The organism is Mucilaginibacter daejeonensis, assembly GCF_020783335.1.
Lineage (GTDB): Bacteria > Bacteroidota > Bacteroidia > Sphingobacteriales > Sphingobacteriaceae > Mucilaginibacter > Mucilaginibacter daejeonensis.
In genome coordinates, this window is sequence record NZ_CP086068.1 from 1,430,876 (window position 1) to 1,445,738 (window position 14,863).

13 protein-coding genes are annotated in these 14,863 nt (G+C 47.5%); 6 read left to right on the forward strand and 7 right to left on the reverse strand.

The features are described 5' to 3' along the window. The first annotated feature begins 213 nt into the window (after nt 1–213). Nucleotides 214–918: a S24 family peptidase gene (locus LLH06_RS06185; RefSeq protein WP_228172393.1), complete on the forward strand. Its 705-nt coding sequence runs from the start codon at nt 214–216 to the stop codon at nt 916–918. Nucleotides 919–971: 53 nt separating this feature from the next. On the opposite strand, the gene LLH06_RS06190 is transcribed toward LLH06_RS06185, so the two are convergent. The 3 genes from LLH06_RS06190 to LLH06_RS06200 all read right to left on the reverse strand — a co-directional run bounded on the left by LLH06_RS06190 (nt 972) and on the right by LLH06_RS06200 (nt 4,929). Beyond that, nucleotides 972–1,463 carry a hypothetical protein gene (locus tag LLH06_RS06190; RefSeq protein ID WP_228172394.1) on the reverse strand — a complete coding sequence of 164 codons (492 nt, stop codon included), beginning with the start codon at nt 1,461–1,463 and terminating at the stop codon, nt 972–974. Between the two features lie 95 nt (nt 1,464–1,558). Then, nucleotides 1,559–1,921, reverse strand: a complete 363-nt coding sequence (locus tag LLH06_RS06195) for a response regulator (protein ID WP_228172395.1) — start codon at nt 1,919–1,921, stop codon at nt 1,559–1,561. A 233-nt stretch (nt 1,922–2,154) separates the two neighbouring features. Then, entirely contained in the window at nt 2,155–4,929 is a 2,775-nt protein-coding gene (locus LLH06_RS06200; protein WP_228172396.1) for a M16 family metallopeptidase, read from the reverse strand. A 341-nt stretch (nt 4,930–5,270) separates the two neighbouring features. On the opposite strand from LLH06_RS06200, the gene LLH06_RS06205 reads away from it, so the two are divergent. The 5 genes from LLH06_RS06205 (at nt 5,271) to LLH06_RS06225 (ending at nt 9,471) form a co-directional block, all read left to right on the forward strand. Then, on the forward strand, nt 5,271–5,648 hold the full coding sequence (locus tag LLH06_RS06205; protein WP_228172397.1) for an RNA recognition motif domain-containing protein: 378 nt from the start codon (nt 5,271–5,273) through the stop codon (nt 5,646–5,648). A 340-nt stretch (nt 5,649–5,988) separates the two neighbouring features. Further along, a complete protein-coding gene (locus LLH06_RS06210; protein WP_228172398.1) occupies nt 5,989–6,300 on the forward strand; it encodes a hypothetical protein in 312 nt (103 codons plus the stop codon). A 153-nt stretch (nt 6,301–6,453) separates the two neighbouring features. After that, nucleotides 6,454–6,966, forward strand: coding sequence for a DUF3347 domain-containing protein (locus tag LLH06_RS06215; protein ID WP_228172399.1), 513 nt, complete (start codon nt 6,454–6,456; stop codon nt 6,964–6,966). A 156-nt stretch (nt 6,967–7,122) separates the two neighbouring features. Further along, nucleotides 7,123–8,409: a citrate synthase gene (locus tag LLH06_RS06220; protein ID WP_228173275.1), complete on the forward strand. Its 1,287-nt coding sequence runs from the start codon at nt 7,123–7,125 to the stop codon at nt 8,407–8,409. A gap of 123 nt (nt 8,410–8,532) precedes the next feature. Next, on the forward strand, nt 8,533–9,471 hold the full coding sequence (locus LLH06_RS06225; RefSeq protein WP_228172400.1) for a glycoside hydrolase family 43 protein: 939 nt from the start codon (nt 8,533–8,535) through the stop codon (nt 9,469–9,471). A 33-nt stretch (nt 9,472–9,504) separates the two neighbouring features. Here LLH06_RS06225 and LLH06_RS06230 read toward each other — a convergent pair whose 3' ends face one another. From LLH06_RS06230 to LLH06_RS06245, 4 genes are read right to left on the reverse strand one after another with little or no spacing between them, the layout of a single operon-like run. Then, complete coding sequence (locus tag LLH06_RS06230; RefSeq protein ID WP_228172401.1) at nt 9,505–9,930, reverse strand: DUF1810 domain-containing protein; 426 nt, start codon at nt 9,928–9,930, stop codon at nt 9,505–9,507. A gap of 37 nt (nt 9,931–9,967) precedes the next feature. Continuing rightward, on the reverse strand, nt 9,968–10,612 hold the full coding sequence (locus LLH06_RS06235) for a CFI-box-CTERM domain-containing protein (RefSeq protein ID WP_228172402.1): 645 nt from the start codon (nt 10,610–10,612) through the stop codon (nt 9,968–9,970). Between the two features lie 35 nt (nt 10,613–10,647). Continuing rightward, nucleotides 10,648–11,478 (reverse strand): DUF2711 family protein, encoded by an 831-nt coding sequence (locus LLH06_RS06240; RefSeq protein WP_228172403.1) that lies wholly within the window; start codon nt 11,476–11,478, stop codon nt 10,648–10,650. A 42-nt stretch (nt 11,479–11,520) separates the two neighbouring features. Beyond that, nucleotides 11,521–14,760 carry an amidohydrolase family protein gene (locus tag LLH06_RS06245; protein ID WP_228172404.1) on the reverse strand — a complete coding sequence of 1,080 codons (3,240 nt, stop codon included), beginning with the start codon at nt 14,758–14,760 and terminating at the stop codon, nt 11,521–11,523. Nucleotides 14,761–14,863: the final 103 nt, after the last annotated feature.

The following is a 14,863-nucleotide window of genomic DNA, read 5'->3' on the forward strand; positions in this document are numbered from 1 at the left end:
TTGAGATGCCTGCTGTTGTGTAGCGGAGTTCAGGGATGAATGTGCAATGTACATGGTGTTGGATTATCTTTCGGTCGTATTGGTTTTAAAGCGTCTTGAGATGCTGTGATTTGTAAAATTCAAAACTTTTGTATTTCTTTGTATTTATTACAGAACAAAAATACAGAAATATCTGTATTAATCAAGAGAAAGTTATCCACAACTTATTGACAAATGGAAAACATCAAAGCATCGAAGATAAAAAGTATACGTCCTGAAACGCTGGAGTTCATTATCTTATATAATCAGCTTAAAGGTAGGGCCTTCAATGGAAATGCTGAATTAGCGGAAGCGCTTGGTTTCAATTCGCCTAGTTCCATTACAGAAATAATCAAGAGTAGGCAGAATATTGATACAGAAAAACTGCGTATCTTTAAAGAAACGTACGCGTCGTTTCTTGCCAAAAAGGACGTTTCTTCTACGCAAACGTCGCCTGCCGCTGCTGCGAGCAAGCCTTACTTAGGTATACCCATGTATGAGGTCACGGCAACGGCATCAGGTGTGGAAGTGTATAATGATATTAACGACTCAACCCCAATTGGACATATGTATTTCCCGGGTATAGAGGACTGTGATTTTGCGCTACCTGTATGGGGACACTCTATGTATCCTTATTTAGAGAATGGCTGCTGGGTGGCCCTAAAGATCATCAAGGACAATAAGATATTGCCAGGGGAGGTATATTATATTGAATGGGGTGACTACCGCATGTATAAGCGTTTGTTACTTACCGATAATGCTGACGAGGTCCTAGCCCACTCTGACAATACCACCGAGATGGTGGCCGGCCGACCTAAGTATGCTCCTTTTACCATTAAAAAGGAAGAGATCAAACGCTTGTGCCTGGTAAAGGACATCCATAAAAAGCACAACCACTAACTCCTGTAGGGTAACAGGCAGTTAATGGTCGTTCATAAAGTTCTGTAAATTTCTTACTTGTTGCAGTCTGCCGGTTTCAAGGCTATGTTATAAGCTGCACTCTCATCGGTCATTTGTCTGCCCGTCTTTTCATCAAATTTGAATGGTTTGATCAGTAGACCGGTATGGTCCATTTTGAGGGCCACGCTCATGGTGTCGGTCATACCTTCCTGCATAAAGGTCCATACAGCTTTTATGGTCTTATTCGGCAGCAAGGTTCCTTTAATATCTCCTTTGCGGCTATCCTTTTCCCAAATGGCGTCGATCATTTTGCCGGTCACCTGATCTTTTTCCACATGCAGTTTCACGTATAGGGTGTCACGCAGGTCCTTGCCGCTTACATGAACGTAGCAGCCGTCTTGGGTGCGTTTGGTGATGTTACCGCGCTTAGGCTTGCGATTAGACGTGTCTGCGCCTTCAGTATTTTCCTTAGGCGTTGAACTTTGGCAGGCTGTGAATGAGGCCAGTATGATGGCTAAAAACCCAGTATAGAGTGGTTGTTTCATTTTGATCATGGTTGATGAAAGGAACCATGATCAATGAGATTTGTTCTGTTAAGCAACTGAAAAAAAGATACTTGACCTTTTACAGCTCCGTACTATTACTTGCGAAGTTTTTCAGCGAAGTCCTTGATCAGTGCGCTTAAACTACTGATATTGAACGGTTTTTCTAAGAAACCATCAGCGCCGCTCTTTTCGGCAAGTTGCTCCAAATTAGGCATGGTCGATACCAGGATCACCGGGATGTGTTTGATCGCATCGTTATCTTTGATGCTTCTGCACAATTCACTTCCACGTTTGCCAGGGAGAAGCTCGTCCATCAGCACCAGATCTGGTTTGATGTCGACGAACTTGTTCGTTATCGAACCGTCCTCTGATGAGATGACCTCGTAGCCATCGTCCTTTAAGATATAATCCATGATCTCTGTTATCTCCGGATTATCTTCTATTACTACGATCTTCACCCTTTATTATTAATTAAATAATTATTATGCAAGGACAAAGATAAACTTAATTCTTTGAGTTTCGAATTGTGTATGAAGTATTACAAAATTGTAGATCTTATGCATCGAGCTTCGTCACTTCGATCTTTAATGGGTTGTCGTTTTAATTAATATTTGGTTTAACGTTTTAAGAAATAAAAAAGGCCATTGCATTAATGCAATGGCCTTTTTGGGTGATCGTTGTGCTGTGATCTTTATTTAATATCAGCCGACTTTTTCTTTGAAAAGTCGCCAGCCTTAACTATGCTGATCTTGCTATTATCATAATATTTTTTTGCAGCAGCATTGATCTGAGCGGTGGTCAGCTTGCTAATGGCATCGTCTAACTTTTGCCAAAACGCGATGTTCTCACCGTAATAATTATAAGTGTTAAGCGTGCTTGCCAGGGATTGATCCTGTGCAAGGGTCACACTGCGCGATTGTAGGTAGCCCTTTTTAGCTTCAGCCACTTCTTGGTCGGTAAAGCCTTGCTTGATCACTTTGTCTATCTCTTCCTTGAAAGCCACGTCTAATTTGCCCACGTTCTCTGGTGCATATATCGCATAGAACTGGAACAGACCGGTGTTCTGGTCAAAGTAGCCTGCACTCATACCCGAACCTACGCCATAACTGATACCCTCTTTTTGACGGATACGGCTGGCTAATCTTGAGTTCAGGAAGCCGCCACCTACAATGTAATCAGCCATGAGCAATGCCGGATAATCGGCATCCTTCATGCTTAATTTAAGCGGTTGTATACCAATAAAGAAGGCATTGGCTTTGTCCGGGGTCTCGATGTTCTTGTTGATCGCGGCCACATCCTTGCGCTTAGGGATCAAGCGAGAGAACTCTTTAGGGCTTTTCCAGCTGCCATACTCTTCGGTGAGAAGTGTTTTGGCTTGAGTGGCATCAAAGTCGCCAATGATGCTGATGTATGCGTTAGATGCGCCATAGAAGTCCTTATAGAAGCTTTTTACGTCACCATCGCTCACGGCCTTGGTCATCTCGATGGATTCGTCAATGGTAGGGGTGTAGCGTGGGTCGGTCTTGTCGTATGCGTTCAGGTAACGTTGCAATTCGTTCACCGCTATGCTGGTAGGTTCGCTACGGCCTTGTTCGATGCCGGCGATACGTTGTTGCTTCAATTTCTCCAACTCGTCAGAAGGGAAGGTGGCCTCTTTCAGTATCTCGTTCACCAGTTTTAAAACGGCCGGGAAGTTGGCTTTTGTGGTCTTGATGCTTACTGACAAAGAGTTAGCACTGCCGCTGAAGCCCAAGTTGGCTTTCAGTTTATCCAACTCGTCTTGGATCTGTTGGCGTGTCTTGTCTTTGGTGCCTTTGTTAAGCATCGCAGCTGTAAGGGATGCCGTGGTTCCTTTGCCTTGTAATGAAGCCTCATTACCAAAGAAGAAGATCATGTTAGCCACCACTTCTTCGCCGCGGGTTTGCTTGGCAAGCATGTTCAAGGTAACGCCACCCACCTTGGTGGTGGTCAACCGTTTTTGAATGTTGGTCGGGGTGGCATCAAATGCTTCGCCCTGAGCTATCGTTTGTGAGCCGGTGTAGCCCTTCAGCATAGCGGCCAGATCAGGCGTTGCGGGTACTTCGGCACGGTCAGGTTTATCGGTAGGGATGAACAGACCTAAAGTACGGTTGCTTGATTTGAAGTATTTATTGGCTACGCGTACCACATCTCCAGGGGTCACCTTTTTAAGCTGGTCACGCTGATAGAACAGCAACCGCCAGTCGCCTTGTGCGATGTATTCGCTCAGTTCCAAACCTACACGTTCAGACGAGTTAAGGCCCAGTTCAATGTTCTTTAACTGTTTGTTGATGATGCGCTCAACCTCTGGTGCAGTAGGTTTCTCTTCAGAGAAGGTTTCCACCGTACCGATCATGATGTCCTTTGCTTCGTTCAGGTTCTTATCTTTAGGCACTTCGATACCAAAGAAAGCCATGCCTGGGTCGGCGGTCTCATAGTCGTAACCATACACCTCGGTAGCCTTTTTGGTCTCCACCAGTTTTTTATATAAACGGCCCGACGGCTGATCTGTAAGCAGACCGATCAGTACATTGGTAGGCTGGGTGTCAGGGTGAGGGCCAGACGGTACGTGATAACCGGCAATAGCGGCTTGCACATCGCCTACGCGGCGAAGGGTCACCTGGCGCTCGCCATCTTGTGTAGGTTCAACGGTGTACACCGGAGGCAGCACACGGGTAGGTTTAGGAATAGCGCCGAACTTCTCGTTGATCTTAGCCAATACCTTAGCCGGGTCAAATTTTCCGGATACCGTAAGCACGGAATTATCAGGCTGATAGTATTTATGGTAGAAAGCTTGCAGGCGATCGATAGGCACTTTCTCCACGTCGGCACGGTTACCAATGGTCGATTTACCGTAGTTGTGCCACAGGAACATGGTCGAGGTAACGCGCTCGTTCAGGATGCCGGTCGGGTCATTCTCGCCGCTTTCCATCTCGTTACGTACCACGCTGAACTCTTTATCCAGTTCTGCTTTGGCAATGTAAGAGTTCACCATACGGTCGGATTCCAGGTCCAATGCCCAATCCATGTTCTCGTCGGTGGCCGCAAAGGTCTCATAATAGTTGGTACGATCCAGCCAGGTGGTGCCGTTAGGGCGCGCACCGTGCGCTGTTAGTTCCTGAGGGATATTTTTGTGCTTTGGCGAACCCTTGAACACCATGTGCTCAAGCAAGTGGGCCATACCGGTCTCACCATAATTCTCGAACTTGGAACCCACCAGGTAAGTGATGTTCACCGTAGCGGTCTGTTTGGTTTGATCAGGGAATAACAGCACTCTGAGGCCGTTAGCAAGTTTGTATTCGGTGATACCTTCAACGGTGGTCACTTTTACCGGGGCGGGTAAGGTTTTGGTGGCAGATCTTTTGGCGGGCGCTTTTTGAGCAAGCACGGGGCTTACGCAAAAGGCCGACAATGCACAGATCAGCATCGTTCTTTTGATTGTTACCATAGTATTGTTAGGGAATAGATCTTTTTGTGCACCTAATATAATAGTTATTACATCAATAAATGGTCAGGTGCCCTGCTCTGTAACAATTATGTGTCTTTATAAAAGGTATGTAGCTGACCAGTAGTATCAATAGCGTTATAAAAAACGCATCTGAATGCTCTCATTTGATGTGTTTGTTAACGAAATGATAATATTTATACCTGATTAGCATTCATGTGCTGGTTTATTTAGTGGTAATTAAATTTATTTTTTTTTACCGCATTAAATATTGGATAAATGCAGAATATTTTATGTTAATTGCGATGCTAAGCAACTATGCTTAAAATGATAATTTAAAATTGATGAATATTTTTGTTGGAAGCCTTCCTTATCGCTTACAGGAAGCAGAATTAAAAGAACTCTTTGAAGCATACGGAGAAGTAAGCTCAGTAAAATTGATCATTGACAGAGAGACCGGCAGAAGCAAAGGTTTCGGCTTCGTAGAAATGGAAGACGACGAGGCTGCTCAAAAAGCTATCGCTGGCCTTAACGGTGTTGAAGTTGCCGGCAGAAGCATCGCTGTAAGCCAGGCCGAAGAAAGAAAACCAAGCGGGGGTGGCCGTAGCGGCGGCTTCGGTGGTGGTAACCGTGGTGGCGGTGGTTTCGGTGGCGGTAACCGCGGTGGCGGTGGCGGCGGTTATCAGCGTGATAACAACCGTGGCGGCGGCCGTTGGAACTAAGATATATAAGATAACGCCGGGTAATCATTGATCACCCGGCGTTACTTTTTTATAGCATAGGTGTACCTGTGCTCCTGAGCTTCTTTCTCCTTTACAGCTTTAACAGCTGATCATATTTTCAGACGTTCCTGATGTCTGTCAGGCTTTTTATTGGCCTTCTTTCACCTTATTTTCTTCCTCAAAATTTCAGCGATAGCGGAAGCCTAACTCATTCTTGTGCGCTTTTGTAACGTAATTGTTAATCGCTAATGTAACGGTCGGTTAAACCCGGCATCGTTTTGGTCGTCTCATCATTATAAAGCCGGTATCGATATGCCGGCCAACAAAAATGAGCACAACTATGAAACGTATTACATTTTTAGCGGCATTTATACTTGCCATCGCCACATTCGATACTGCAAAAGCACAGGTAGGGGTACACATTGGTGTTAACGTGGGTGCACCGGTACGCCATTATTATGCACCGGCACCGGCCTATTACGCACCAGCCCCTGTTTACTACGCCCCGCGCAGAGCGTACTACGGACCACGCCGCGTGATCGTTGAACGCCGTTACCGTCCGGTTCCGCCAAGAGTGGTAGTGGTGCGCGACCGTTATTATGGTGGCAGAGGCCACGGTTGGGGTCATGGTCATGGCCGCGGCAGATGGTAGTTAACCGATACATACCGTATTGATATGATAACTAAAAGGCCTGCGGGGTTTATCCGTAGGCCTTTTGTTGGTTATAGTGATAGCCGCCCGTAACGCGCGCATTTTGGCTTTAATGATAAATCGCTACCTTAGCCCACTTTAAAGCCATTTACCATGATACGATACCGTTCCCTTATATTAGGCCTTGCTGTGGCGGCCACTTTTTCGGCCTGCCAGTCTTCAACTCAAAAACAGGAGAGTAGCGCCGCTACCGAAAACACATCCTCAACTGCCCTGTCTGACACGGCAAAGGTGTATAATGCTTACCTGAAGGTAAAAGATGACCTGGTGAGAACGGACGGTAAAGCAGCCAAGGCATCTTCGGCCGATCTGGCTAAAGAGTTGGGCGCCATTAATGGATGTACCGAAGCTGCCGGGGTTGCAGGCAAGATGGCCGCCACTGACGACATCGCCGCACAGCGTAACCTTTTCCTGCAATTGAGTCACGACCTGATCCCGTTAGTTAAAGGCATGAAAGTTAAACAAGCACCTATATATGTGGCTTATTGCCCAATGGCAGGTGATGGCAAAGGCGGTTACTGGCTGTCAGCCCAAAAAGAGATCCGCAATCCCTACTATGGTGATCAGATGATGGAATGCGGTGAAGTAAAAGAAGAATTAAAATAAACAGTTAACACTCCTTTGGAGTTACTCATGACACCACATTTGATACCTGATCAATATAGTATTAAAATTTGGTAAATTTTGAGTTATATGGTACGCCGCAAATGTGATCAATGAGATATTTAATTACATTTGTTGCAGATACAACTAATCATTTCTATGTCGGAGACAGCACAACTTAAGATCGGCGATAAGACCTACGACCTTCCTGTAATTGAGGGTACGGAAAATGAAAAGGCCCTCGATATCTCTAAACTTCGCGACCTTACCGGTTACATAACTTTAGACATTGGATACAAGAACACCGGCGCTACCAAAAGCGCGATCACCTTTTTAGATGGTGAGGTGGGTATCCTTAAATATCGTGGCTATCCGATCGAACAGTTGGCCGAAAGATCTACCTTCATCGAGGTGGCTTACCTGCTGATCTACGGCGAATTACCAACTCAAGAACAGTTGGCCAAGTTCCAGGCCGATATCAACAAGCACACACTGGTGCACGAGGATATGAAGAAATTCTTTGACGGTTTCCCGTCAAGGTCACATCCTATGGGCCAGTTGTCATCACTGATCGGTGCTTTGGCGGCTTTCAACCCTGAATCATTAGAGCCAGGCTTGAGCCCCGAGATCGTTGATCTGGAGATCCATAAGCTGATCGCCAAAATGAGCACGATCGTATCATGGATCTACAAAAAGTCACTGGGTCACCCGGTGAACTATCCGCAAAATAAGTATGATTACGTGACCAACTTCATGTACATGACCTTTGGTCAGCGTACTGAAGAATATCAGGTGAACCCAGTGGTGATCAGCGCCATGAACAAGTTGCTGATCCTGCATGCCGATCACGAGCAAAATTGCTCGGCCTCTACCGTACGTATCGTAGGTTCATCAGATGCTAACCTGTACGCTTCTATCTCGGCAGGTATCTCGGCACTTTGGGGCCCGCTGCATGGCGGTGCTAACCAGGCAGTTATCGAAATGCTTGAAAAGATCAAAGCTGATGGTGGCGATACCGACAAATGGATCGCGAAGGCTAAAGATAAAAATGACCCTTTCCGTTTAATGGGCTTTGGTCACCGCGTGTACAAAAACTTTGATCCACGTGCCAAGATCATCAAAAAAGCTTGCGACGATATTTTAGAAAGCTTAGGCGTAGAGGACGAAGTGTTGGCGATAGCTAAACGCCTGGAAGAAGTTGCGTTGAAAGACCCTTACTTTGTAGAGCGTAAACTGTATCCTAACGTCGATTTCTATTCAGGTATCATTTACCGCGCATTAGGTTTCCCTACCGATATGTTCACCGTGTTGTTCGCATTAGGCCGTTTACCGGGCTGGATCGCACAGTGGAAAGAAATGAAAGAGAACAAAGAGCCGATCGGCCGCCCGCGTCAGATCTACACTGGTGCTACCGATAGAGATTATACCGACATCAGCAGCCGCTAAGCCGTTGCGTACATACTTAAAGGCCGATAGAGATATCGGCCTTTTTTGTTACCTTGCTCATAACATCAACACACAACCTCAACTTCGGCCGTTCGTAATGGAAAGGGCCTTCATCCAATACCTATGCGTTCTATCCCAAACTATCTTTACATCCTTCTGTTAGCGCTGATCACAAGGTCGGCCGCTGCGCAGCATAACCCGGTGATCAGTGGTTATTACGCCGATCCTGAAGGCATCAAGTATGGCGATACCTACTGGATATACCCGACGTACTCGGCCAAATATGAGGATCAGATATTTATGGATGCTTTTTCGTCAACGGACCTTAAGACCTGGACCAAGCATCCACGCATCATTGATACCAGTGCGGTGAAATGGGCTAAGAAAGCCATGTGGGCGCCAGCGGTATTGAAAAAGGATAGTAAATATTACCTGTTCTTTGGTGCCAATGATGTGCACCAGGGCGAGGTAGGTGGTATAGGTGTTGCCGTTGCTGACAAGCCGCAAGGGCCTTACAAAGACCTGATCGGCAAGCCGCTCATTAATGAAATCGTTAACGGCGCACAACCGATAGATCAATTCGTTTTTAAAGATAAGGATGGCAGCTACTACATGTATTATGGAGGCTGGGGCCATTGCAACATGGTAAAACTCAAGGATGATCTGACCGGTATTGAACCCATGGCCGACGGCACCCTGTATAAAGAGATCACGCCCGAAAAGTATGTAGAAGGTCCTTATATGTTCATCCGCAACGGCAAGTACTACTTCATGTGGTCAGAAGGAGGGTGGACCGGACCGGACTATAAAGTTGCTTACGCCATTGCCGATTCGCCTTTCGGGCCATTCAAGCGTTTATCTACCGTTCTGGAGCAGGATAAGGACATTGCTACCGGTGCCGGTCATCATTCGGTGATCTACTCCAAAAAGGATGACAAGTATTACATCGTTTATCATCGTCGTCCGTTGGGTAAGACCAGCGCTCACGACCGTGTGGTATGCATCGATGAAATGAAGTTTGATGCAAACGGACATATCCTTCCTGTTAAGATGACCAAATAAACCGTCACAGCTACCGCATCGGTATATAAGATATCAGGCGTTTATAATACGCAAGGTGCGCTCATCTTCCTGGCCGTTATAGAACTTGTTTAACACCTCGCTGAAAACAGGATCCGCACCGGGAACTTTGGAGAAAAGCGTCATACATGACCGAAGTTTCATGTCATCTGGACTTCCCAGTATGGTATATGCATCGTTACCGGGCAGGGACAGCATCGCTTTGCTGATCTGCATCAATCGAGGGCCAAGCGTGGGATGGGCGAGGTAAGCTTTGGCTTCTTCCAGGTCGGCTATGGCATAACGGCGAGCCATCTCGCTATTGCCCAAACCCTGTACCTGCGGAAATACATACCACATCCAATGCGTGGTCTTCCTTCCGTTCTGTATCTCCTTTAGCGCATCATCGTAGTTGATCGCTTGTGCGCTAACAAATCTTTCTAAGTTCTTATTCTGTGACATGATCTTACTTGATGATCTGTTTGACTACTAACATCTCTTACTTCAATACTGCTTTGATAACGGGCTCCAATAGGTACCTGATGATCACTGTCCTGGCCGATGGTGATCTGCTGATCAAAGTGGCGATAGATGGTGAAACGAAATAATATGCTTTGACGAATGCCCGTCCATAAGGCGAGCTTAGCAAGCGCTCATCACGGTATTGGCGTAGCAGCCATACCTCCGGTGCATCATAACTTTTGTAACAGGCTGTGGCAATGAAGCACCCTGATCCTAGTTTAGTATCGCCTTGCTGTTGTAGCATCTCATCAATGGAGGTTTGCCGCTTATCTTTCGCTGCATCGGTGCCACCACTTCCTGATCGTTCCAAATTATCGATATAAGCCTTGCAGGTGGCCAGGTCCTGACCTGTGGTGTCCTTGTACAGTTTGATCGCTTCTAACTTGCGGTCAGCGGCTAAAAGCATCAGTAATTCGTTATCGATAAGCAACGGAACTTTACCGCGTGCGGATGGGGCCTGTACCGGCATTTGTTCCGGGTCGTCAGGAAAGTTGTCGATATGGTCTTTCGCTTCCTGAAGACTACAACCAGTAGCATCCCTGAGCTTCTTGATGGCCTCTATTTTGCGATTCTGTAAAATGAGTACTTGTAGAGCGGCTTCCAGTTCGTTAGAGATGTTCATTTGAAAAGCATTGGATACCAATTATTACAGGCCGGTCATCGCTTTTGTTTGGCGTCAAGGTACCAGTCATGCGTAGTGTTTGCATCGCAGTAGAACCCCTCGAATCTATAGCGGGCAACAATGTGGGCTAACAGATCATGGTCAGCACATATCAAAAAGAAAAAGCTATCCCATTCTATTGTGAAGAGTACCGTCCGGTCTTCGGTAAAGTAATACATGTAGCCATGCACCTCAGTAACGAACTGGGTCAAAGACATTAGCCCGATGTCTATGACCTTTCGGTCCTCAAAGAACTCGTCAGTTACAACGAGTGTCGTTTTATGGAGGTCTTTCAGGCATTCATACATCTGCATTAGGGAAAGTACGTTGATCCGGCCTTCGATCGGGTGGTACACGGATAGATCGGACGTCTGATCTATCAAGATGTCTCGAAGGTCGGTTCGCTCGTATTCTCTCCTCAGTGCGCCTATGGATGTTCGTAAGGCCAGGCTCATCTCGGCAAAGTTGCTGATCAAGGTATGGTCAATGATCTGCTGCCATTTAACGGGTTTGGCTGAACTGACGATCGCTGTATTATCAGGATACTGTGGGTCTCTCACATAAATGGCCCGGTTCTCATTGGGTGACAGTTCAACAGCTTCAGGTAACAGCCTGTACTCTTCATCGCTTACAAGTTTGGCACTCGATACACTATTGAAAGCATCGCTGTTAGCGATGGTGAAAAATGGTGAAAAGCTGACATATACGCTGTCAAAATACCCTTTGAAGTGATCTTTGATCGGCTCTTCGTAATCTGGATATAGTTGGTTAGTGTCAAAGATGTTCTCCATGGTGGTGGTAGAGATGTCAAGATAGCTTTTGGGCAAACATTTATGTGGCCTTTATTGATCCACCCTCAACTGTTTGGCTTAATTCTCCCCATCACTGGTACCGAACAGATAAGTTTCGGTGCTGCCCACCGGCAAGCTCACCATCTCTCCGCGGTTAAGCTGCCACCAAAAGCGCATACGTGGCTTTTCGGTGTTGCCGATCTGGTTCATGGAGTCGGAGTCGTACAAACGGCCGTTCACCATCACATATTTGATGTTGTCACTATGTCGGATATCGTCCAGCGGGTTTTGGTTCAGGATCACCAGGTCGGCCAGTTTGCCAACCTCTAATGAGCCGATCTCTTTATCCATGCCTAAGTAAGCCGCACCGTTAATGGTTGCACAGCGCAGTGCCTGCATGGGAGTAAAGCCGCCCTGTCCCAGCATCCACAGTTCCCAATGCGCACCCAATCCTTGCAGTTGACCGTGTGCACCTAAGTTGACACGTGTGCCACCATCGGCAATGTATTTGGTGGCTTTAGCCGCATCGATGTGGCCGTAGTCACCATACTCGGAGGTACTGCGCCTGCGCGACCTTGCATCAATGATGGACGGCGGTGTAAAGCTTAGTAAATGTTCATTCTTCCAGACCTCATTGCGGTCGTACCAATAATTCTCACCGAACTGGCTGCCGTAGGTCACGATCAGCGTAGGCGTGTAACCGGTTCGGCTGGCGTTCCAAAAGCTTTTCACATCCTTATAGACCGGCCAAACGGGTATATTGTGTTCGATGCCGGTATGGCCGTCGGCGATCATACTCATATTGGTAAAAAAGGTAGAACCGCCCTCGGGCACCACTTCCATTTGCAGTTGGCGGGCCGCCTCAATGATCTGCTGGCGCTGTTCGCGTCGTGGTTGATTATAACTTTTCACAGAGAACGCGCCTACTGCCTTGAGCCGGCGCAAATGTGATAACGCGTCGTCAACGCTATTGATCACCGCTTTAAAGTCGCCATCGGCGCCGTAAAGTATCGTACCTGTCGAGTATACCCTTGGGCCCACCATATTGCCCGCCTTCAACATTTCCGACTGGCTGAACACCATCTCGGTGTTACTGGATGGGTCGTGCGAGGTGGTCACACCATAGGCCAGGTTGGCAAAGTAATGCCAGTCCTGCTGGGGCGATATGCCGTCAGGACTTACCCCTAAATGCCCGTGCACGTCCACCAAGCCAGGGATGATGGTCTTGCCTTGCATATTGTACACCTTAGCATCAGCAGGTGGTGTCACATCCTTGCCCAATGCCATGATCACGTTCTGATCGATCACAATGGTACCTTTGTCGATCACTTCTTCGCCCTTCATGGTAATGATACGCACGTTCGTGAACGCTATCTTCCCGGCCGGTACATCGGTCCTCAGCCTCAGGCCAATATCGGTCCCGGCGGTATCGGTCGATGGCTTTTCCTTATCGTTATCCATGTCAGTGAACGGAAACGCCTGGCGAATGCTGCGTTTGTAATATTTTGGGCCAAGGGTCCACATCAATTGCTCACTGTTACGGCTCCAATGCAGGTAGGTTCCGGCATCTCGCGTAAGACGGCTTAGGGGCAGTGCTTTGTTGGTAGACGATAGCTCCTGCGCATTACCGGTCATCGTCATGGGTGTGATATAGCAGTTGTACAGCTCAGTAAAGGCCATCCACTTACCATCAGGACTCGGGCTGAACTGCGTAGCATACTGCGATGTATATAATGTCTTTGGCGAAATTCCCGGCTTTAACAGGTCAAGCATCTTAAAGGCCTTTTTATCGGCTTCGGTGCTCTGGTAAAATATCTTGCTGTCGTCACTGCTGAACTGTGGACGCACCCCGTTATTCAGGATCAATTGAGGCGAACCGCCGGTAGCAGGTGCGATATAGATGCCCGGTTCTTTTCCAAAAGCATAGCCTAACACATCATTGCCCTCACCTTTGCGGTAAATGATCTTATCACCCTTGTTGGAGAACTTGGGTGAGTAATACAAGCCCCTTTCAGTAGTAACGCGGGTAATGCGTTTGGTGGTTAGGTCTACCATGCTGACGGTCCCTTTGTTCTCATCGCTCCAGGTGGTGTAAACCAATTGCTTACCATCGGGGCTGAAGGATGGCTCATACTCGAATTCGCGCGAGGTGGTGACACGTTCAGGCTTGCCTGAAGGAAGGTCTTTCAGATAGATATAGCCGGCGGCGTTGAACGCCACGCGCTTACCATCGGGCGAGGTGGTAAGCTGCCTGATCATCTTTACCGTGAACTCTTCTTGAAATACCTTTTGCTGGAAGTGCAGCGCATCGGTTATGCTTTGCTGCGAGGTGACCTCGAATGGGATATTGGTGGCATTAAGCGTGGAGATGTCCACATTCCAGATCTTGCCGTTAGCGTAAAAGATGATATGCTGATCATCGGGCAGCCAGTTGAAATTCGGATAAGTGCCGAAGATCGCCCAGGTCTCTTGCTGGTCATGCGACAAGTTGTTATAAACCGGCCATTCCTCGCCTGTGCCAAGGTTATGGATGTACAGCACTGACTTTAACCGAACGCGTTTCACAAATGCTAACAGTTTGCCATCATGTGATAGCTGCGGACGACAGGCGCCGCCTGCACCTCCGGTCACGGTCTCGGTCTCGCCGGTGTTGCGGTTCAGCCTTTTAATGGCGTAGATGCCTTGATTAGGGTCTTTATTGTATTGAAAGTTAGGCCCCGGCGTAACATCCTCGCTCCAGTAAACAAAGGTGCCTTTGGGCGATACCACCGGTTCGCCTGCATCCTGCTGGTCGTTCTTGCGTTTGGTGAGTTGTACGCCTTCGCCACCAATTTTATGGTACATCCACAACTCTCCCGCACCCAGTGAACGAGTGGCGGTAAAGTGCTTACGTGCTACGATGTACTGGCCATCCGGCGTCCAGGCTGGATTGTTGAGTAGTCTGAAGTTCTCCTTAGTGACCGGATGTCGGGCGCCACCGTCGGCATTCATGATCCAGATATTGTCGCCACCATCGCGATCACTGGTAAAAGCGATCTGCTTACCATCTGGGCTAAAGCGGGGCTGTACCTCCCAGGCCTTACCGCCGCTGATCAATGTGGCCTTGCCGCCAGTTATAGGCATGATGTATATGTCGCCAAGCAGGTCGAAAGCGATGGTCTTGCCATCTGGGCTAACATCAAGATTCATCCAGGTACCTTCGTTGGTATTGATGGTCACTTTTTTGGTATTGCCTTGCGAGGTCTCTACATTCCAACGCTGCGCCCATAGTGGTATGGTGATCAGCGTAAAGAGCACGCCTAAGTAAGCTTTTTTCATAGTAGTTCAGTAGCTGGCTAAAATAACGAAAAAAGCGCCGAAGAGTTGGCTGAGCCGCAGTACCGGACCAAGCCAAGCGTCTTTTGACGTTACGTTGATCTTA

Bases quoted from the DNA above. Each gene is read 5' to 3' on its own strand.
- LLH06_RS06220 (WP_228173275.1), top strand. From the start codon at position 7,123: ATGTCGGAGACAGCACAACTTAAGATCGGCGATAAGACCTACGACCTT.
- LLH06_RS06190 (WP_228172394.1), bottom strand. From the start codon at position 1,463: ATGAAACAACCACTCTATACTGGGTTTTTAGCCATCATACTGGCCTCA.
- LLH06_RS06245 (WP_228172404.1), bottom strand. From the start codon at position 14,760: ATGAAAAAAGCTTACTTAGGCGTGCTCTTTACGCTGATCACCATACCA.
- LLH06_RS06235 (WP_228172402.1), bottom strand. From the start codon at position 10,612: ATGAACATCTCTAACGAACTGGAAGCCGCTCTACAAGTACTCATTTTA.
- LLH06_RS06215 (WP_228172399.1), top strand. From the start codon at position 6,454: ATGATACGATACCGTTCCCTTATATTAGGCCTTGCTGTGGCGGCCACT.
- LLH06_RS06185 (WP_228172393.1), top strand. From the start codon at position 214: ATGGAAAACATCAAAGCATCGAAGATAAAAAGTATACGTCCTGAAACG.
- LLH06_RS06200 (WP_228172396.1), bottom strand. From the start codon at position 4,929: ATGGTAACAATCAAAAGAACGATGCTGATCTGTGCATTGTCGGCCTTT.
- LLH06_RS06225 (WP_228172400.1), top strand. From the start codon at position 8,533: ATGCGTTCTATCCCAAACTATCTTTACATCCTTCTGTTAGCGCTGATC.
- LLH06_RS06205 (WP_228172397.1), top strand. From the start codon at position 5,271: ATGAATATTTTTGTTGGAAGCCTTCCTTATCGCTTACAGGAAGCAGAA.
- LLH06_RS06210 (WP_228172398.1), top strand. From the start codon at position 5,989: ATGAAACGTATTACATTTTTAGCGGCATTTATACTTGCCATCGCCACA.
- LLH06_RS06230 (WP_228172401.1), bottom strand. From the start codon at position 9,930: ATGTCACAGAATAAGAACTTAGAAAGATTTGTTAGCGCACAAGCGATC.